This is a genomic window from Nocardia sp. NPDC003963 (assembly GCF_053605105.1).
Map to the genome: position 1 here is coordinate 31,484 of NZ_JBSGIP010000012.1, position 18,684 is coordinate 50,167.

Here is an 18,684-nt window from a genome sequence, read left to right on the forward strand (position 1 = left end):
CGTCCAGTGGGTTTCAGTCCGTACCGGTGGGCCGCACCGCCCGTAACCGACGCGGCGGCGGCCCGCCCGCGATCCGCTCCGTGACACCCGCGGTGACCTCTCCTTTTCGCAGCGCCGCCGCGAACTCGGTGGTCGCGGTGGCCAGTAGTTCGGGATGGGAGAACGGCATCCAGTGACCGGCGGGGACATCGCGGCGCCACAATCGTGACACCCACCGGGACGTATCGTCGTAGCCTGCGGGCCGGACCGCGATATCGCGACCCGCCACGATGAGCTGGACCGGTACGTCGGTGGTCCGCTCCCGCGGCTCGAGCAGATGCGCGAAGATATTCGCGCGGTAGATCAGCAGGCCGTCGACCATATCCCGTTTCAGCGTCGGGGCGAAGAAGATCGTCGAGGGCGCGGTGTCGTTCATGATCTGGATGACCCGCCGCCAGCGTTGCTCGGTGGCGAGCAGTCCGAAAGCCAGTCGCGGCAGGCCGGGGGTCATGAAGAACCCGGTGTAGGCCGAGGACAGCAACTGGGTGAACGGCTGCCAGATATTGCGCGGGCTGGGCCGGCCGAGCCGGTCGCGCACCCATTTGCCCAGATGGTCGAGATTCGGGCCGGAGACCGAGGTGAACGAGGCGATCCGCTCGACCGCGCGCGGTTCGCAGACGGCCTCCCAGACCTGCACCGAACCCCAGTCGTGCGCCAGGACGTGGACCGGCCGGTCGGGGCTGACCGCGTCGGCGACGGCGAAGAAGTCCGTGGCCAGTTCCGAGAGCCGGAAATCGGCGACCCGTCCGGTCCGGGTCGAGGCGCCGTGCCCGCGAGTGTCATAGGCCACCACATGGAAATCGCGCGCCAGTAGCGGGACCACCCCGTGCCAGAGGTGGTTGGTATCGGGCCAGCCGTGCACCAGCAGTACGGTCTCGGCAGCCGGATCGCCGTATTCGTAGACCGCGAGGTCGAAGGTGCCGCTGCGCACCGTGCGCCGGGTCGCGATGGGTTCGTGGTCTGATTCGGTCACGCTTACTCCTCGGTGCTTGTCTAGAGATCGAGTACCAGACGCCCACCCGCACAGCGCGATACACACGCCAGCAGATCGCCGTCGGCGCGCTCGGCGGGGGACAGGACGGAATCGCGGTGGTCGGGGGAGCCGGACAGGACGCGGACCTTGCAGGTGCGGCAGAACCCCTGGCGGCACGAGTACGGCTGGTCCAGGCGTTGTGCGAGCAGTACATCCAGCGCGGAGCGGTCGGCCGGCACGGTGAGTACTTCGCCGCTGCGGGCGAGTTCGATCTCGAAGGGCACACCGTCGACGATCGGTGGTGCCGAGAAGCGTTCGGAATGCAGTTCGACCCCGGGGATATCCCGCACGGCGGCGGCGACCGCGCCGACCATCGGAGCCGGTCCGCAGCAGTACACGGCGCTACCGCGGCGGACGCCGGCCACGAGTTCGGCACCGGTCGGCAGTCCGTACCGGTCGTCGGTGCGGACGGTGACCCGTTCGCCGAACCCTTCCACTTCGTTCAGGAAGGGAAGAGTGTCGCGGGTGCGGCCGGTGTACAGCATGGTCCACTCGACGCCGAGGGAATCGGCCGAACGCATCATGGGCAGGATCGGGGTGATACCGATCCCGCCGGCCACGAAATGCAGCCGGGTGGCGGGTGATCCGTGGCCCGGGACAGCGAAGGGGAACGCATTGCGCGGACCCCGCACCACCAGCGCGGAACCGACCGAGATATCGCGGTGGACTTCGTTCGAACCGCCGTCACCGTCGGGGATGCGGCGCACGGCGATCCGATAGGTCCGGGTATCGGCCGGGTCACCGCACAGCGAGTACTGACGCAGCCGCCCCGAGGGCAGTTCCAGATCCAGATGCGCGCCCGGCCGCCAGGCGGGTAGTCGCCGGCCGTCCGCCGCGGCCAGCCGCAGACCGACCACCTCGTTGTCGTATGCCCGGATCCGACGTTCGACGACGCGGACGCGGATTCGCCGATCGTCCGCGCGGGGTGCGATATCGCGCCGGTTGGTGAGCGCGGTCCAGCGCATCCGGGCGTTCACCATCGCGTCGAGCAGGCGCATCGTCCGGTCCCCGTGTTGTCCGCCGTACAGATCGGCGGGGAGCGGGAGTACCGGCGCGGGCCCGGGGCCCGCGCCGGTCACGATGCCGCCCGGGCGGCCGGAGACTGGGCCAGGTAGGCGATGGCCTGCGCGGTGGATCCGACCGAAGCCGGGCTGTACCCCGGCTTCAATGTCGACAATGCGCTGATCAGCAGCGCGGGGATCCCGGGCAGGGCACCCCGGCCCATCGCACCGAAAATTCTCAGCAGCAGCCGCGGATAACCCAGATCGGGTAGTGACGAGTCCTGGCGCACCAGGTATTTGGTGCCACGGACCAGCAGCACCAGGAACGACGGAAAAACCAGGAGCATCAGCGCGCCCCGGCGGAAATAGCCCACTCCGAAGTACTCGGCGACATCGTGGGCCACATGGCGATGTTCCACTTCTTCGGCGCCGTGCCAGCGGTAGAGGTCGAGCATGCGCGGATCGGCGTCGAACTTCTCCAGCTCGCTGTTGAGCACCCAGTCGCCCAGGAACGCGAAGAAGTGTTCGAGGGAGGCGATGACCCCGAGCCGGTCGACCAGCTGCTGCCGGCCGGCCCGGGTGCCGGTGCCCTGCCGCGGGCCGATGGTCTTGCGGAAGAGATATTCCGCGTGCCGGAGGAAGGGCTGCGGATCGATACCGTTCGCGGTGAGCAGCATGCCGTGGGATCCGGCATGGGTTTCGGCGTGCATCGATTCCTGACCGATGAAACCGAGCATGTCCTCGCGCAGTTCGGCGTCCCGGACGAACGACAGTGCCTCGCCGAAGGTGGTCAGGAAGCTGCGTTCGCCCTCGGGCAGGAGCAGGTTGAGCGAATTCATCACATGGGAGGCGATGGGTTCGGCGGCCATCCAGTGCAGCGGGATATCGGCCCAGTCGAAGCGTACGTCGCGAGCGTTCAACGCGACGTCTCCCGGATCGGTCGCCCGCTCGGGGGCGGCTCTGCCGAACAGCCTCATCGATCCTCCTCGATCGTCACCAGTACCGCGCGCGACGTGATCGCGGCGGCAGTGCACCGGCACCCGCGATCATACACATAAGTGGAACGATGAGTTACAGAAAAGATGGGTTACAGAAAAAGCTACCCGGCGGTAGTCCGGTGAGGTGGTGTCCAGTTCGCGACCAGGTCCAGCAAGCCCGGGAACCGGGCGTCCAGGTCCTCGGTCCGGACCACGTTGCGGCGTTCCAGGCCGTGCTGCCACTGCCGGATCAGTCCCGACTCGCGTAGTACCCGCCAGTGGTGGGTGCGTGTCGACTTCGGCCGGTCGATCTCGAACCAACCGCAGGCCTGCGGTACGCCGCCGGAGTCGAGGTAGTACGCGCGCACGATGCTGAGTCGCAGTGGATCGCTCAGTGCCGCCATCACCGTTTCCAGGCGCAGTTCCGCGCGGGTGGGTTCGGGCAGTAATTCGCCCGAGGTGGCGGCGACGCCCCGGCGGGAAGTGGTGTCCGGCACGGTTCTCCTCGGTTCGATATGCGGTACGACGATTATCGTACTTGATGCTACAGTTCGACTCTGTTCGTACTTGTTCGAGAAAAGTCGTACTTGAGTCAGGGGTGCACTGTGGCCGCAACTGCCGTACTCGATGCCCGCGCGCCGGGCGATCGCCTCGCGAATCTGCGCATCTGGTCGGCCGCCTGGCCGATCGCCGCGGTATTCGTCCTCGCCAACGCGGCCACCCCGCTGTATGTGCTCTGGCAGGCGGAATTCGGTTTCGGTAAGAGCACCCTCACCGCTGTCTTCTGCTGCTATATGGCCGGTATGGCCCTGGCCCTCCTGGTTTCCGGGGTCACCTCCGACCGTCTGGGCCGTAAAGCCGTACTGGTGCTCGCCCTGGTGCTGGCGATCGCCGCCGGATTGATCTTCGCCGCCGCGCCGGGCACCGTCGCGCTTTTCGTCGCGCGCACGCTGACCGGTATGGCCAGCGGTGCGATGGTCTCGGCGGGCGTGGCCGCGGTGACCGATACAGCGGGGCCGGCGCGGGCCCGATCCGCGGCGCTGGCGGGCGCCGTCGGGATCGCGGCCGGTACCGGACTCGGCCCGTTGCTGGGCGGGCTCCTCTCCGAAACCCTGCCCGGTCCGACCGTCACCGTCTTCCTGCTGGAGACCGTGTTCCTGCTGGTGGCACTCGCAATCGTCGTCGCGGTGCCGATCCCGCGCCCGGCCGGCCGCCACGGCGACGCCTGGATCCGCGTGCCCCGGGTGCCGCGCGCGAGCCGTCGCCGGCTGCTCGTGGCGGTCACGGTGGCCGGGTCCGCGCTGACGACCACCGCATTCATGCTGTCGCTGGCGCCGTCGCTGCTGTCGGAGCTGCTCGGGACGACGAACCGCATCGTCCCGGGAATCCTGGCCTGCCTGACCTTCGCCGTAGCCACCGGCGGCCAGTTCGCACTGCGCGGCCTCCCGGTGCCCCGCCTGCTGCTGATCTCGGTGCTGAGCACGATCGTCTGTGTCGCGGCCCTGGTGGTTGCGGTCGATACTTCCTCGGTGCCGGGTATGACCGTCGCGGCAATCCTGGCCGGGACGGCCTACGGTCCGGGGATGCTCGGCGGCTTGGCCCTGCTCAACTCCGATATCCCCGCCGCGCGCCTGGCCGAAGCCAACGCGGCGCTCAATATCGGCGCCTACGCTTTCGCCGGGCTGCTGATTCTGGGACTCGGCCTTCTCAGCGACCGCCTCGGTTTCGCCACTGGTGTCACGGTTTTCGCGGCTGTGGCCGCGACGGTGGCGCTGGCCGGTGGGGCGCTGGTCGTCACCGGACGCCGATAACCGAGAGCGAGGTTCCCGTCGGGCCGGGCCCCACGCGGTATGTGCCGGTACCTTCGGCGACCCGCAGGCAGGAGGGATGCGTAGTGTTCCCGACTTCGACCCGGTGTGCCGAAAGAAAAGCCCGCAGGTCTGTGACCTGCGGGCTTCCAGTGGAGCTGCCGGGAATCGAACCCGGGTCCTCCGCCGCTTCATCAAGGCTTCTCCGTGTGCAGTTCGCTATGCCTCTACTCGGATCTCCCGGTCTCGCGAACAAGCCGGGATGACGATCCCAGTCGCTGTTGGATGTCCCGTACTACTCCGCGACCGAATCGCACGGTGAGCCCTCTAGCTGATGCCGGCACCGAAGCCGAGGGCGAACCTCGGGCCGACAGAGACGCTATCGCTTAGGCAGCGAGAGCGTACTCGCGCTGATTGGAATCGGCGCTTAATTGGTTGCAGCGACGCTTACGGTGGTCTCCTGCCTGCACCGACACGCTTCCCCTGAATCTACGTACGCAGTCGAAACCGTTCAGCCCCGTACGTCCCGGCACCTTGCCGGGCTAGTCATGTTAACACCTGGCCGGTCCCGGTTCATTCCCGTTTTCCGGCCCGCCGGATCGACTCAGCGCATGCCCTTGATGCGGCGGCCGATCTCACGGGTGACCTCGCGTTCGGCGGTGCGCCGGGCCAGATCCTGCCGTTTGTCGTAGTCCTGCTTACCTTTGGCGAGGGCGAGTTCCACCTTCACCTTGCCGTCGGAGAAATACATCGACAGCGGTACCAGGGTCTGGTTGCCCTCCCTGGATTTGCCGACGAGGCGTTCGATCTCCCGTTTGTGCAACAGCAGTTTGCGGGTCCGGCGCGGTGCGTGGTTGGTCCAGGTGCCGTGGCTGAACTCGGGGATGTGCAGGCCGCGTAGCCACACCTCGCCGTTGTCCACGGTCGCGAAGGCGTCCACCAGCGAGGCCTTGCCCTCACGCAGACTCTTGACCTCGGTACCGACCAACGCGATCCCGGCCTCGTAGATGTCCAGGATCGTGTAGTTGTGCCGTGCCCGGCGGTTGGTCGCGATGACCTTGCGCCCCTTCTCCTTCATAACGACAACCTTAAGCGGCCGCGGCAACCCGATTATTCCCGGTTACCGGTCAGCCGGGTTGCAGGATCAGATAGAGGACGAAGACCGCGGCGAAGGCGATGACCAGCAGTACCGTGGACAGGCGTGGCCTGCCGGTACCGGTCGGACGGGGCCGGCGATCGAGCCAGCTGTTCTCGACAGCCGGATCCGTGCTCCGGGCCCGCGGTGGGCCGTCGGCGGGTTCCCCGGTGCGATCGCCCCCGTCTCCGCCGATGGGGTCATCGGACCCGTCCCCGGATACCATGCTCGCAGACTAGCCGTGCGGGCAGATATTCGCGGACGGGGCGCGCGAATGCGGTGTCAGCGAGGGGTTCTCAGGATTCGCAGCACGATGCCCAGGCCGACGAGAATGCTCGCGGTGGCGATCAGTGCGGTGGCGAAAGATTGGGTGATGGCGGCGATTCCGGTGCTGAAGATGAGGCACGTGGCGAGAGCCAGCAGCGCGGTGCCCCATTCCATACCGGCGATCCGGGCAGGTCGGTTACGCAGTGCTGTCATGTCTTCGGAGTACCCGGCACCGTGGGTTATGAAACCGTTACTGCCGTAATCTCCGGAAATGTGGTAATCGACCCGCAGGTCTGCCGTATGAGGTATGCGGTGGCGAGCCATAGCAGAACCTCCGTTTCGGAGTCGGTGCGGCGATGTGTTCACAGTAACGGAAAAATCTCCGCCTGGACACCGGGCAGCAAATCTGGAGACAACCATCACAGCAAAGCCCGGTGAATCGCGGATCCATGCGATCTACCTGTGATCTTTCGGGAAAACTGCCTGTTCCGAGACGTTCGGTCGGTTTCGGGTGGGTCAACGAGACCGGTGGAATTCGGAGGCGGTAGCGGGCGGACCGATCACCAGCAAACTGTTTGCTAGCAATTAACTGAAGTCGGTGCGGAGACCTCCTCGATGTCGGCCGTGGAACCGGCTGCCTAAGCTCGTGGTATGTGCACACCGAACCGACGGTCGCCGCGGTCCCGCGTGCTGTCCGGGCAGTGGAACCCGGCCGCGGAGGCGCGGCGGTGACCGACTGGTATCAGCGCACCGGCCGTATCGCCGCACTGACCGGCGCCGGAATCTCCACCGACAGCGGTATCCCCGATTTCCGTGGTCCGCGTGGGGTCTGGACCGAGGATCCGATCGCCGAGCTGCTGTCCACCTACGACAATTACCTGGCCGATCCGGCCCTGCGCGAAAAGTCCTGGCTCGCCCGCCGGGACAATCCCGCGTGGCAGGCCGAACCCAACAGCGCTCACCGTGCGCTCGTGGATCTGGAGCGGAGCGGCCGGGCGCTCACCATCGTCACCCAGAACATCGACCGGTTGCATCAGCGGGCCGGTTCGGCGCCGCAGCGGGTGGTGGAGATCCACGGCAATATGTTCGGCGTGGTCTGCGTGCAGTGCGACTACACCGCCTCCATGGCCGCGACCCTGGAACGGGTGGCCGCGGGCGTCGCCGATCCGCCCTGCCCGGTATGCGGCGCGGTGCTGAAGGCCGATGTCGTCATGTTCGGCCAGGCTCTGGACCAGCGCACGCTGGTGAAGGCGGCGCTGGCCGCCGAGACGGCGGATATCTTCCTCGCGGTCGGCACCTCGCTGCAGGTGGAACCGGCGGCCTCGCTGTGCGGGCGTGCCGTGGCGGCGGGGGCCGATCTGATCATCGTGAACGCCGAACCCACGCCTTACGATTCGCTGGCGACCGAAGTCCTGCGCGAACCCATCGGGACCGCGCTACCCGCGCTGGTCGATCGCATCCTGGGACGTTGAGGCCGGACCGAGGACCCGGTCCAGATAGTCGTTGGCGAATCGGCCCGCGGGGTCGTAGTTCCGGCGGACCGCCGCGAACCGGTCCCAGTCGGGATAGCGGCCGCGCAACGTCTCCGCGGTCTGATAGTGGCGTTTGCCCCAGTGCGGGCGGCCGTCGTATGCGTCGAAGATCGCCTCGCAGGCGCGGAAGAACGGCTCGTGGTCCATGCCCTGGTACTGATGCACCGCGATATAGCAGGTCGCCCGTCCGCCGGCGGGGGAGAGGAACGCGTCGTCGCCCGCCACCCAGCGCACCTCGATCGGCATCGGGCTGTCGAAACGTTGCGCCGTCTCCTTGATCTCCCTGATCGCCGCGACGGAATGCTCGCGAGGGATCGCGTACTCCATCTCGGTGAAGCGGAACAGCCGGGGGCTGGTGAACACCCGGTAGGACCGGTCGACCTGGCGCCGGTAGCTGCCCGCGTAGGCGGCGCCGCGCTGGATCCACGGGATGAGTGCGGGCCGGCGGCGGGCTATCCGGCACAGTCCGTCGAAAAGGTGGTTGGACAGCAGGATATCGGCGAACCAGTCCACCGCTTCCGATCGTGGTGCGGGCGCCAGATCGACTCGGTTGTTGCGTTTGGTCATCGCGATCGGACTGTGCGCGAACATATAGAACTCGAAATGGTCGTTGCCGTCGATATAGGAGTCCAGGTCCCCGAGCACTTCTTCGACCGGCACCGGGCGCTCGATACCCTCGAGGACGAACGAGGGTACCAAGCGCAGGGTGAACGCGGTCACCACGCCCAGCGCGCCGAGTCCCACCCGGGCGGCCCGCCAGGCCTCAGGGCCGGATTCCTCGCTCAGTTCCACGATCCGGCCGTCGGCCGTCATGAGTTCCACCGTGTGCAGGGCGGCGGAGATATTCGGTAACCGCCCGCCGGTGCCGTGGGTCCCGGTGGCGGTGGCACCCGCGATGGTCTGCACGTCGATATCGCCGAGATTGGGGAAGGCCAGGCCGTGCTCGTCGAGCCGGGTGTTGAGCGCCGCGAGCGTTATCCCGGCCTGTACTCGGGCCAGTCCGGCGTCTCGATCGATATCCAGGACGCGGTTCATCCGGGACAGATCCAGCAGGACACCGTCGGTGAGGCAGGTGTCGGTGAACGAGTGGCCCGATCCGGCGACGCGGATGCGATGGCCGTCCGCGGCCGCTCGGGCGAGTTCGGCGGACAGTTCCGCGTGATCACGCGGCGCGCACAGCCGGCTCGGCGTGCACTGCTGATCACCGGCCCAGTTCACCCATAACTTGGTCACTCGTCCAACTCTAGGGGAAAACGGTCGCCGGTGTGGAGAAAAGGGGAGAAGAACCAGCGGCGCGGCTCAGCGCCGGCGGGTGGGGAAAGGCCCGGGTTTGGCGGCCTTGGCCTGCTCGACCTCGGCCAGGCTGAGCGCGTTCACCGTCAGCGGCTGTGGTGGCGAGTTCGCCGCCCGGATGCCGTTCAGAGTGATCGCCATATACCGCCGCCAGATATCGGAATCGATGGGCCGGGCGAATTCGGCCAGCGAATCGACCATGTAGATCAACGCGAACAGATCCGTCGCCTCGATACCCGGCTGCACCACCCCGGCTGTCCGGGCGCGGTCCATCACCGCCGCGACCGCGGGGCCGATCTCTTCGCTGGGGCAGCCGAACCGGTGCGCTTCGTCGCCCAATTCGAGCATCACCTCGCTGAAACCGCGGTTGGTCGCCATCCGCCGGCACGCGTACTCGAAAAGCTGGACCAATCCGTCCCACGGGTCCGCCGCGGCGAGGGCCTCCGCGGTGGCCTCGGCGAATTCTCGGATATGCCCGGCGAACACCTCGGCGACGAGTTCCCGCTTGTTCGCGAACCGCCGGTACACCGTGCCCACCCCGACACCCGCGCGTTCGGCCACATCGTCGAGCGTGATGTCGAGACCGCGGTCGGCGAACAACTCGCGGGCGGCGTCGACGATCCGCTGCTGATTCCGCGCCGCGTCGACCCGGAGCCGGCGCGGCCGGGGCGCACTGGTGGCGAGATTCACATACGGAATGGTAACAACATACGAATTAACCGTGATCGGTTTCGATCCGGCCGAGCTGATCCCGGCACCGGCACCGGCGGCACAGGTCCGGAACCCCCGGGATGCTGCGCGGCCGCACCTGCGCACGGTGGTGACGCGGTACAGGCGGGTACTTCGTGCGCCACACGGTCCCGCACAGTGAACAGTGTTCTGCCGCAGCGGTGGTCCGGCCGCGGTCCCGACGCGCCACAGCTGACATCCGGTATGGCGAAGACCCTGGTCACCGGTGTTCCGGGCCCAGATCGGCCTATCCACAGAGTTTCCGACGCCGGATTCCGGCGCTGGGTTCACCACCCCGTCCGGTCGTTCCGCCGGGGTTCGTACACTGCTCGGATCGGGAGCCGCCGGTAGGCGGCTCGCAGTCCCGGGCCGCGGTGCCGGTCGTCCACCGTGCCCCGGCCGTGGCCCGGAGGCAGGCCACCCGGCAGGCGACCGGATGGCACTACGGGGCAACGCAGTACGGCACGAGCGCAACGCACGACAGTACGAGCGAGAGGGGTCGGGTCATGAGGGTGTCGGTTGGGTCCGGATCATCGGCTGCGGCGGCGGGCCGGGGGTGCACCCGATGACCGGATATGTGGTGAGTGGCCGGTTATCCGGTAGCGGGGTCCGGTGCGCGGTGGTCGGCGCGGGCGCGGCGCACGCCGAATCCCGGCCGCCCCGAGCCGTATCGGCGGTTAACATTGTTCACCCGGTACCGCCGGGTGCCTCCGACGGCTCGGACGCGTTCCGCACCGCGCCGTCGGATGCGGGTAGCGAATCACGTGGTGCGCGCACCGCCTTCGGTACTTCCGGGTACGGGAGGACCGGGTTCGCCACCGCCGGCGCCTACGCGCACACGCTCGGGACCATCGTGCGTATCGCCGGGATCGACCTCGCCGCGGTACATCTCGCCGCCGCGGCCCAGGGGCAGCACCGGTGATCACGATGACCAGCCGCGTGCGGCCGACCACGAAGGGAGACCCGAGCATGGCCCACAACCGAGCCGGACGGCCCGCCCGCCCCGGCGATCTGGTGGATGTTCCGGGACTGGTGACCGCGTACTACAGCCGGGTACCCGACCCCGCCGAGCCCACCCAGCGGGTGATATTCGGTACCTCGGGGCATCGGGGTTCGAGCCTGGACGGCACCTTCAACGAAGCGCATATCCTCGCCATCACCCAGGCCGTCGTCGAATACCGGGCAACCCGGGGGATCACCGGCCCGGTCTATCTGGCGCGCGATACCCATGCCCTGTCCGAACCCGCCTGGACCACTGTTCTGGAAGTGCTGGCCGGCAACGATATCGATGCCGTCGTCGATTCCCGTGGCCGCTACACCCCGACACCCGCGCTGAGCCACGCGGTGGTACGCCACAATCGGGACGGGGCGCGGCATCAGGCCGACGGCATCGTGGTGACGCCGTCACACAACCCGCCCCGCGACGGCGGCATCAAATACAACCCCCCGCACGGAGGTCCGGCCGATACGGGCGCGACCGACAGTATCGCCGAACGCGCCAACGAACTGTTGCGCGGTGGTCTGGCCGGGGTGAAACGCGCCGCGCTCACCCGCGCGATGGACGCGGTCGGCCGCTACGACTATCTCGACCACTACATCGCCGATCTGCCGGCGGTGCTCAATCTCGATGCCGTCCGGGGTGCGGGGATACGGCTCGGGGCCGACCCCATGGGCGGCGCCAGCGTGGACTACTGGGAGGAGATCGGCCAGCGCTACGACCTCGATCTCGAGGTGGTGAATCCGAGCGTGGACCCCACCTGGCGTTTCATGACGCTCGACAGCGACGGCCAGATCCGGATGGATCCCTCGTCGCCGCATGCCATGGCCTCGCTGGTATCCATCCGCGACGATTACGACATCTCCACCGGTAACGACGCCGACGCCGACCGGCACGGCATCGTCACCCCCGACGGCGGGCTCATGAACCCGAACCATTACCTCGCGGTGGCCATCGAATACCTGGTGGCCAACCGGCGGGGGTGGGATGCGCTCACCAAGATCGGCAAAACGGCGGTCACCTCCTCGATGATCGACCGGGTGGTGAGTGTGCTCGGCCGGGATGTCTACGAGGTGCCGGTCGGTTTCAAATGGTTCGTCCCCGGCCTGTTCAGCGGCAGTCTCGCCTTCGGTGGAGAGGAGAGCGCGGGCGCCTCGTTCCTGCGAATGGACGGCACTGTGTGGACCACCGAGAAGGACGGGATCCTGCTGGCCCTGCTGGCCGCCGAGATCGCCGCGGTCACCGGGCAGAGCCCGTCGACCCGCTATCACGAGCTCGAACGCCGCTACGGCGCCCCCGCCTACGCGCGGATCGACGCTCCCGCGGCACCGGAACAGAAAATACTGCTCGCCGGTCTCAGCCCCGACCAGGTGACCGGCGACGAGATCGCGGGCGAACCGATCACCGAGGTGGCCACCCGCGCCCGGGGTAACGGGGCGGCGCTGGGCGGGTTGAAGGTGAGTACGGAGAACGCCTGGTTCGCGGCCCGGCCGTCGGGGACCGAGAACAAGTACAAGATCTACGCCGAATCCTTCCACGGGGCCGAACACCTCACGAAGGTCCAGGAAGCGGCCCGGGAGATGGTCGGGCGGGTGCTGGCCGAGGGATAGGGCGCGGGCTTCCGTGCTTCCGGAGGCCCGCATCACGGCCCGACCGCTTCCCGGTCGGTAATCCCCGCGCCGACGCGGGGAATTGTGGGGCCCACCCCGGCGTTGACTGCCGGGGTGAGTGGTGAGGCCGTGGCAGATGATCGACCCGGGTCCGGGAATGTGTACGGATCGGGTGGCCCGGCCACAGGTCTCCGGCGCCTGATCCCGGCCCGCCGGCGTGCGCGCCCCGCCGGCAAACCTCCGCTACCCAGTGAGATATGGGTGCTGATCAGCGCTGCCTTCTGTGTCGCGATCGGATTCGGCCTGGTCTCGCCGGTACTGCCGCAGTTCGCCCTCAGCTTCGGCGTCGGCGTGGCGGCCGCCTCGGCCATAGTGAGCGCTTTCGCCGCGATGCGGCTGCTGTTCGCGCCGGTCAGCGGCCGATTGGTGCAGTTGCTGGGGGAGCGGCGGATCTATCTGGTCGGTCTGCTCATCGTGGCGGTGTCCACCGGCGCGAGCGCCTTCGCCCAGACGTACTGGCAACTGATGGTGCTGCGATCGCTGGGCGGCGTGGGATCGACCATGTTCACCGTCTCGTCCATGGCATTGGTGATCCGGCTGTCGCCGCCCACCGAACGCGGCCGCGTCACCGGACTGTGGTCCACCTGTTTCCTGATCGGCGGGTTGTCCGGGCCGCTGATCGGCGGTGCGCTCGCCGGCTTCGGGTTGCGCGCCCCGTTCCTGATCTACGCCGTCGCCCTGCTGCTGGCCGTCGCCGTCGTCTACTTCAACCTCCGCGATTCCCGGATCACCGAAACCGAATCCGGGCGCGATGTGGCCACCGTCAGTTTTGTGCAGGGGCTGGCCCGGCCCGAGTACCGGGCGGCGCTGTTCTCCAATTTCGCCAGCGGTGCCGCGGTGTTCGGCGTCCGGATGGCGCTGGTCCCGCTACTGGTGGTCGAGGTGCTGGGCCAGTCGCCCGGTATGGCCGGTGTCGCCCTCACTGTTTTCGCGGCCGGAAACGCCACGGTGTTGTTCTTCTCCGGGCGACTGTCCGACCGCTACGGACGGCGTCCGCTGTTGATCTCCGGGGCCCTGGTGTGCGCGGTCGGCACCACCGGTCTCGGCCTGGCCCCGACCATCACCTGGCTGCTGGTCACCTCGTTCGTCGCCGGTATCGGATCCGGACTGTTCACCCCCGCCCAGCAGGCAGCGGTGGGCGATATCATCGGCAACCGCGCCCGCGGCGGCACCATGCTCGCCGGATTCCAGATGTCCCAGGACCTGGGGACGGTCCTGGGACCCATCGTGGTCGGCGCGATCGCGCAGCGGCTGTCCTACGGCGCCGGTCTCGCCGTCACCGGATCACTGCTCGCCGTCGCCGCCGTGGCCTGGCTGATCGTGCCCGAACCGATGGACCGCGCACCCGCGGCCCCGCAACCGGACAATGTCCCCGCGGGCTCCACCCGTCCGGAACCGGAGACCGCGGACGGCGGCACCGGTGACGGGGCGACCACCGCGAGTTTCCCGGGGCTCGGGAGCCGGCCGGAAAACCGGCCCTGACCGGCGCTCCAGGATTCGTAGGTGACCGGTTCGCCCGGATACGGCAGAGTGGTCGCGTGAGCAACTCGCCGTCCGACTACACGCCGCGGCCCATGTCCAACCGGACCACCTACGCCCTCGGCGCCCTGGCTCTGGTCCTGATCGCGCTGATCGTGGTCTTCGCCTACCGCTGGGGCGGGCGCGAAGAAGCCCAGGTACGCAACGACGGTTACGGCTCGGTCCACAACGAAGCGGTGACCGCGGCAGTGCAGAGCGACGGAAGCGTCCACCTCGGCCGCCCGGAGGCCCCCAAGACGATAGACGTCTACGAGGACCCCATGTGCCCGTCCTGCGGCACCCTGGAAACGCTCTACGGCCAGGAAATCGCGCAGAAGCTCGACGAAGGCAAACTCGCCGTCCGCTACCGGTTCGTCAATTTCCTCGACCCCAAATCCTCCAGTGGTGACTACTCCAGCCGCGCGATCGCCGCCCTCCAATGCGTCGCGGACACCGGTTCCGGGGTCACCTACTCGAAGTTCCACGAGACGCTGTTCACCACCCGTCAACCGGACGAGGGTGCCGAGCTCACCGATGACGAACTGCTCACCATCGCGACCGAATCCGGCGCCACCCAAACCGCCCGCGACTGCATCACCTCCGGCACCCGCCGCGGACAGGTCGCCGACCAGGCCGCCGCCACCCTCGACGCCCTGACCGCGACCCTCGACGGCGCCGCCGCCACCCCCAGTGTGTTCGACGGCGCTACCAAGATCGATGTCAACGAGCCGGACTGGGTCCAGCGGCTGGCGCCGTGACCTCGGCGTTCCTCCGGAATCCAGGCGATTTGGCGCCGGGTGTCCGGGTGGTGTAACTTCGTTCAGGCAGCCGGGGAACCGGCGGCAGTTACATCCGGGGCTATGGCGCAGCTGGTAGCGCACCACACTGGCAGTGTGGGGGTCAGGGGTTCGAGTCCCCTTAGCTCCACCAGGGATTATATCCTTTTGGTATGCCCGATTTGTCGGGTTTTACGACAGTTTCCTACGACAGTGACCCTCACACCAACATAGCCGGTGTGAGGGTCGTTTTCTGTCGGTGTGGTGGTCACCGGGCCGGGGCCCAGCTGCTCCTCTCGACGGACGCATTCTCCTACGGCATGTGACCGAAGCAACTCCGACGACGTAAGGCGAATTGCACCGCGCGGTCCGTTCGGCGGCCACGATAACGCCGGGACCCTGGTGATGAAGGGTCGGTGGTAGCCGTGCTGTTCGAAGCTGCCGACCGGCAGGATCGTGACCGAGGCGCCGCGGGCGGCCGGACGGACGCTCGTCGCCGCTTACCCGGTGCCGCCCGCGTCCACGATGATCTCGCCGTTCAGGCGGCGTTTCGGTATGTGGTGAGTGTCTGTTTGACGGCGTCGGTGACGGGCGGTTCTTCGGTGAGTGGGGTCCAGGTGTAGGCGTCGTGTTCGGTGAGCCGGACGGGTTCGGGGGCGGTGCACTGGACGGTGAAGTTGAATTGGCGGCTGTGTTTTCCGCTGCCGGAGCGGTAGTCGAAGCTGTCGATGTAGCGACCGATGGCGGTGACCTGGAGGCCGGTTTCCTCTTCGACTTCGCGGGCGAGGGCTTGGTGGAGGTTTTCGCCGGGTTCGACTTTGCCGCTGGGCAGTTCCCAGATGCCTCCCATGAAGTCGTTGCCGGGGCGCCGCAGCAGGAGGATGCGTCCGTCGTGCTCGACGACCGCGCCGACGACGAGTTGCTGGACGCCGTCGCTTTCGGCTTCGGTGGTGAGGTCTTCGAGGGTGGTCGTCATTGAGTTAATCCTTTCAGGTGGTGGGCGTGGTGGATGACTTTTTCGATGGCGTCGAGGTAGCGGTCGACGAGGGGGAGGTCGTGGTCGCGGTGCCAGACGGGGAGTTTGAGGGTGTGGTGGTGCAGGTGTTCGGCGTGCGGGAATTCGCCGGGGCGATAAGCGAATTCGCCTTCGTGTTCGGGGAAGAGGGTACCGGGTGTCTGGAAGAGTTCGAGCTGGTTGAGAGGACAGGTGGAGCCCGGTCGGTCGACTTCCCGGCATCCCTCGGCCAGTAGCGCCTGGTGGAAGCGTTCGACGGGGATTCCGTCGAGTTCCTCAGGCTGGTACTGCAGGGCCATCCCGTACCAGGAGGGCCGGGTCTCGGGGCCGGACCGGGGTGCGACGATCCCGGGTAAGCCGTCGAGGCGGTCGGCGATGTGGGCGGCGATCCGGTTGCGGCCGGTTAGGTAGTCGTCGAGGTGGCCGAGTTGGTCGAGGGCGATGGCGGCGGCCAGGGGGTGGATGCGGTGTTTGAGACCCATGCCGGTCACCGCGTAGCGGTGCAGCGAGTGGTGTTCGGGGATCTCGGTGCGGCATCGCTTGTTGTATTGACCGTGCAGGAGCAGGCGGTAGTAGAGGTTGTCATCGTCGGTGAGGACGAACCCGCCTTCGCCGGCCGAGAGTGGTTTTGGGCCGTTCATGCTGAAGGCTGCGGCGCGGCCGAAGGTGCCGACCTTGCGGCCTGCGATGGTGGCGCCGTGGGCGTGGGAGCCGTCTTCGAGGAGCTGCAGGCCGTAGACCTCGGCGAGGCCGGCGAGGCTGCGCATCTGTGCGGGCATGCCCCACATGTGAGTGACGACAACGGCTTTAGTCTTCTCGGTGATGTGGTGGGGAAGTTCGTGTGGGTCGAGGTTGCCGGTGTCGTCGCAGTCGGCCAGGACCGGGATGACGCCCAGGTGCAGCAGTGGAGTGGCGGTGGCGAAGAAGGTGAAGGCGGGCACGATGACTTCGTCGCCGGGACGCAGGCCGCAGGCGGCGTACATCGAGTACAGGCCGGCGGTGCCGGAGCTGGTGAGCACAACGTACCGACTGCCGAAGTAGGCGGCGAGCGCGTCTTCGAGGTCGGCGATGACACCGGAGCGGTCGTAGATCGAGATGGTGTCGTCGAGCTGGGCCAGTACGACTTTGCGGGTGAGGTTATCGGTCGGCGGCCATTGGAAGTGCGGGTCCGAGTCGGTGACGGCGGGAGTGCCGCCGAGCAGAGCGAGAGGTGAGGTCACCGGAGCTCCTTGGGGTCGATGCAGGTGTGGGTGCGGGCGGCTTGGTAGCAGGCGGTGACGAAGCGCAGATGGGCCAGGTGCTGACGAGGGCCACTGAGGTTGGGGCGTTCGCCGTCGATGACCCGGCGGAAGTAGTCGAGCTGGGTGGCCGCCGCCGAGGGCCAGGCTTGTTCCCGGAGCAGGGATTCGACGACTTCGCCGTCGTTGGTGAGGCGGCGGATGCGGCCGCGTTCGAGATGGACCATGCCCTTGGATCCGACCAGGCGCAGGTCCTCGGTTTTGGGTCCGATGAAGCGGGACAGCAGGATCGATCCGTAGAGACCGGAGTCGTAGGAGAAGTGCACCAGAGCGGTGTCTTCGGCGTCGTATTCGCGGTCCGGGCGGGCCGCGACCGACAGGTCCGCGGTGATGCGATCCGGGAGACCGAAGTACCACAGGACCAGGTCGATGACGTGGTAGCCCATGTCGATCACGCAGCCGCCGCCGGCGGTAGCGATGTCGCCGCGCCACCCGTCGGAGGGATCGGTGGTGTGCAGGGTATAGCGGGCGTCGATGACGAACGGCGTCCCGATATGGTCGGCCAGCTGCGGGAAGCTCTTGTAGATCGGGTTGAAGCGCCGCTGCAGGGTGACCATCAGCTCGATCCCGGCGTCCTCGCACAGCCGCGCCAGCTCCCGGGCCTCGGTCAGCGATGTGGCGAACGGTTTCTCCTTCAGCACGTGCACGCGGTGCTCGGCGGCGGCTTCGATCACCCGGCGGCCGACGCAGTGCGGGACGCACACCACGACCAGATCCAACTGCTCCGAACCCAGCATGGCGGTGAAGTCGGTGTACCCGGGGACCCGGCACCGGTACTGTTGTTCGCGCACGATCTCGGGATCCTCATCGCACACCGCCACCAGCTCGGCAGCCTCGCACGAGGCCAGCCCGGGCAGGTGATCGTCGAGCGCCTGCCTGCCCAACCCAATCACACCCACACGCAGCGGAACGCGCCGCCGAGGGATGAGGGACAGTGGGCGAGGGGGCAGCTCGCCTGCGCTTGTCGGCACTTCCGGGAGCTGGTCGACGCGGGCGCAATCGAGTGCCGTCATCGGATCGCTCCCGCCAACGCCCGATCCTGGACCCCGTCCGAGGCGCCCGCAACCAGCACGCCCGCGTTGGCTTCACACCACAGCCGTGCCTCCACCCCCTGCCGGAGAGCAGTCTGCCGGGTCAGATGCTCCAGATCGGGCACGACAACGTTAGGACATTGGGCGCGAACCAGTTCCGCGATCAGCGCGTTCAACCCCGCGCGCCCGTGAGTGCGTTCGTGGAACACCATGCCCAGGTCGTAGCCTTGCTGGTCGGCGAACATCTGAATCCGTCTCTCGCAGTCGCGGATGTGTTCGCCCGCGACATCGAGTCGCAGGTAGCCGTAGACAAGTGGTTTCATCGTCGTCTCCTCCTGCCGCGCGAGAATCAGGGTCTCGCTCATCCGGCGTGTGCGTCGAACTTGTTCCTCCAGACTCGTGCGTGGCGCGGAATTCCAGGAGGGCAGATTGCGGGGCAGATCGGCGTGAACCGGTCCTGGGTTCGGGCAGGTCGATAGACTGGGCGCGGCCGATCGAGGGGATCGAAGGTGCCGACACCGAACCTGAAACTGCAGCAGCGCCGGGAAGCGACCCCGTCACCGAC

General features: G+C 67.6%; 19 protein-coding genes, 1 tRNA gene and 1 other RNA gene. 7 read left to right on the forward strand and 14 right to left on the reverse strand.

Features of this window, described 5'->3' with window-relative positions; all coding sequences use genetic code 11:
• Window positions 1–13 precede the first annotated feature (13 nt).
• The 4 genes from ACWEWT_RS20580 to ACWEWT_RS20595 form a co-directional block, all read right to left on the reverse strand.
• Window positions 14–1,012 (reverse strand): alpha/beta fold hydrolase, encoded by a 999-nt coding sequence (locus ACWEWT_RS20580; protein WP_452561094.1) that lies wholly within the window; start codon window positions 1,010–1,012, stop codon window positions 14–16.
• Between the two features lie 20 nt (window positions 1,013–1,032).
• Window positions 1,033–2,151 carry a PDR/VanB family oxidoreductase gene (locus ACWEWT_RS20585; RefSeq protein ID WP_452561096.1) on the reverse strand — a complete coding sequence of 373 codons (1,119 nt, stop codon included), beginning with the start codon at window positions 2,149–2,151 and terminating at the stop codon, window positions 1,033–1,035.
• Window positions 2,148–3,050, reverse strand: a complete 903-nt coding sequence (locus ACWEWT_RS20590) for a metal-dependent hydrolase (RefSeq protein WP_452561097.1) — start codon at window positions 3,048–3,050, stop codon at window positions 2,148–2,150. Before ACWEWT_RS20590 ends, ACWEWT_RS20585 begins: the two co-directional genes overlap by 4 nt.
• A 122-nt stretch (window positions 3,051–3,172) precedes the next feature.
• Window positions 3,173–3,547, reverse strand: coding sequence for an ArsR/SmtB family transcription factor (locus ACWEWT_RS20595; RefSeq protein ID WP_452561099.1), 375 nt, complete (start codon window positions 3,545–3,547; stop codon window positions 3,173–3,175).
• A gap of 108 nt (window positions 3,548–3,655) precedes the next feature.
• Between ACWEWT_RS20595 and ACWEWT_RS20600 the strand changes: the two genes are divergently transcribed.
• Window positions 3,656–4,861, forward strand: a complete 1,206-nt coding sequence (locus ACWEWT_RS20600; RefSeq protein ID WP_452561100.1) for an MFS transporter — start codon at window positions 3,656–3,658, stop codon at window positions 4,859–4,861.
• A 147-nt stretch (window positions 4,862–5,008) separates the two neighbouring features.
• Here the strand turns inward: ACWEWT_RS20600 and ssrA are convergent.
• The 4 genes from ssrA to ACWEWT_RS20620 all read right to left on the reverse strand — a co-directional run bounded on the left by ssrA (window position 5,009) and on the right by ACWEWT_RS20620 (window position 6,473).
• Window positions 5,009–5,377, reverse strand: a transfer-messenger RNA (tmRNA) gene (gene ssrA / locus ACWEWT_RS20605).
• 85 nt (window positions 5,378–5,462) lie between these two features.
• Complete coding sequence (gene smpB, locus ACWEWT_RS20610) at window positions 5,463–5,936, reverse strand: SsrA-binding protein SmpB (protein WP_452561101.1); 474 nt, start codon at window positions 5,934–5,936, stop codon at window positions 5,463–5,465.
• A gap of 49 nt (window positions 5,937–5,985) precedes the next feature.
• Window positions 5,986–6,219, reverse strand: a complete 234-nt coding sequence (locus tag ACWEWT_RS20615) for a hypothetical protein (RefSeq protein WP_452561102.1) — start codon at window positions 6,217–6,219, stop codon at window positions 5,986–5,988.
• A 56-nt stretch (window positions 6,220–6,275) separates the two neighbouring features.
• The gene (locus ACWEWT_RS20620; protein ID WP_452561104.1) at window positions 6,276–6,473 is read right to left on the reverse strand and encodes a hypothetical protein; all 198 of its coding nucleotides are present in this window, start codon (window positions 6,471–6,473) and stop codon (window positions 6,276–6,278) included.
• A gap of 440 nt (window positions 6,474–6,913) precedes the next feature.
• Here ACWEWT_RS20620 and ACWEWT_RS20625 point away from each other — a divergent pair, with 440 nt between their 5' ends.
• The gene (locus tag ACWEWT_RS20625; RefSeq protein WP_452561106.1) at window positions 6,914–7,732 is read left to right on the forward strand and encodes an SIR2 family NAD-dependent protein deacylase; all 819 of its coding nucleotides are present in this window, start codon (window positions 6,914–6,916) and stop codon (window positions 7,730–7,732) included.
• Here the strand turns inward: ACWEWT_RS20625 and ACWEWT_RS20630 are convergent.
• Together ACWEWT_RS20630 and ACWEWT_RS20635 are read right to left on the reverse strand one after the other, a co-directional pair.
• Window positions 7,697–9,025 (reverse strand): D-arabinono-1,4-lactone oxidase, encoded by a 1,329-nt coding sequence (locus ACWEWT_RS20630; protein ID WP_452561108.1) that lies wholly within the window; start codon window positions 9,023–9,025, stop codon window positions 7,697–7,699. The two genes, ACWEWT_RS20625 and ACWEWT_RS20630, sit on opposite strands and share 36 nt — an antisense overlap.
• A gap of 66 nt (window positions 9,026–9,091) precedes the next feature.
• On the reverse strand, window positions 9,092–9,775 hold the full coding sequence (locus tag ACWEWT_RS20635; RefSeq protein ID WP_452561109.1) for a TetR/AcrR family transcriptional regulator: 684 nt from the start codon (window positions 9,773–9,775) through the stop codon (window positions 9,092–9,094).
• Window positions 9,776–10,379: 604 nt separating this feature from the next.
• Here ACWEWT_RS20635 and ACWEWT_RS20640 point away from each other — a divergent pair.
• The 5 genes from ACWEWT_RS20640 to ACWEWT_RS20660 all read left to right on the forward strand — a co-directional run bounded on the left by ACWEWT_RS20640 (window position 10,380) and on the right by ACWEWT_RS20660 (window position 14,929).
• Window positions 10,380–10,736, forward strand: a complete 357-nt coding sequence (locus tag ACWEWT_RS20640) for a hypothetical protein (protein WP_452561110.1) — start codon at window positions 10,380–10,382, stop codon at window positions 10,734–10,736.
• 47 nt (window positions 10,737–10,783) lie between these two features.
• On the forward strand, window positions 10,784–12,421 hold the full coding sequence (pgm, locus tag ACWEWT_RS20645; protein ID WP_452561111.1) for a phosphoglucomutase (alpha-D-glucose-1,6-bisphosphate-dependent): 1,638 nt from the start codon (window positions 10,784–10,786) through the stop codon (window positions 12,419–12,421).
• Window positions 12,422–12,682: 261 nt separating this feature from the next.
• Window positions 12,683–13,963: an MFS transporter gene (locus ACWEWT_RS20650; protein ID WP_452561112.1), complete on the forward strand. Its 1,281-nt coding sequence runs from the start codon at window positions 12,683–12,685 to the stop codon at window positions 13,961–13,963.
• A 56-nt stretch (window positions 13,964–14,019) separates the two neighbouring features.
• Entirely contained in the window at window positions 14,020–14,757 is a 738-nt protein-coding gene (locus ACWEWT_RS20655) for a DsbA family protein (protein ID WP_452561114.1), read from the forward strand.
• Between the two features lie 96 nt (window positions 14,758–14,853).
• Window positions 14,854–14,929 (forward strand) — tRNA-Ala (locus tag ACWEWT_RS20660).
• A gap of 384 nt (window positions 14,930–15,313) precedes the next feature.
• Here ACWEWT_RS20660 and ACWEWT_RS20665 read toward each other — a convergent pair.
• The 4 genes from ACWEWT_RS20665 to ACWEWT_RS20680 are packed head-to-tail and all read right to left on the reverse strand — an operon-like array spanning window position 15,314 to window position 18,484.
• Complete coding sequence (locus ACWEWT_RS20665; RefSeq protein ID WP_452561115.1) at window positions 15,314–15,751, reverse strand: NUDIX domain-containing protein; 438 nt, start codon at window positions 15,749–15,751, stop codon at window positions 15,314–15,316.
• Window positions 15,748–17,010 (reverse strand): DegT/DnrJ/EryC1/StrS family aminotransferase, encoded by a 1,263-nt coding sequence (locus tag ACWEWT_RS20670; protein ID WP_452561116.1) that lies wholly within the window; start codon window positions 17,008–17,010, stop codon window positions 15,748–15,750. The genes ACWEWT_RS20665 and ACWEWT_RS20670 overlap by 4 nt, the downstream gene beginning before the upstream one ends.
• The gene (locus ACWEWT_RS20675) at window positions 17,007–18,101 is read right to left on the reverse strand and encodes a Gfo/Idh/MocA family protein (protein WP_452561118.1); all 1,095 of its coding nucleotides are present in this window, start codon (window positions 18,099–18,101) and stop codon (window positions 17,007–17,009) included. Before ACWEWT_RS20675 ends, ACWEWT_RS20670 begins: the two co-directional genes overlap by 4 nt.
• Window positions 18,098–18,484 (reverse strand): hypothetical protein, encoded by a 387-nt coding sequence (locus tag ACWEWT_RS20680; RefSeq protein ID WP_452561120.1) that lies wholly within the window; start codon window positions 18,482–18,484, stop codon window positions 18,098–18,100. Before ACWEWT_RS20680 ends, ACWEWT_RS20675 begins: the two co-directional genes overlap by 4 nt.
• Between the last annotated feature and the right edge of the window lie 200 nt (window positions 18,485–18,684).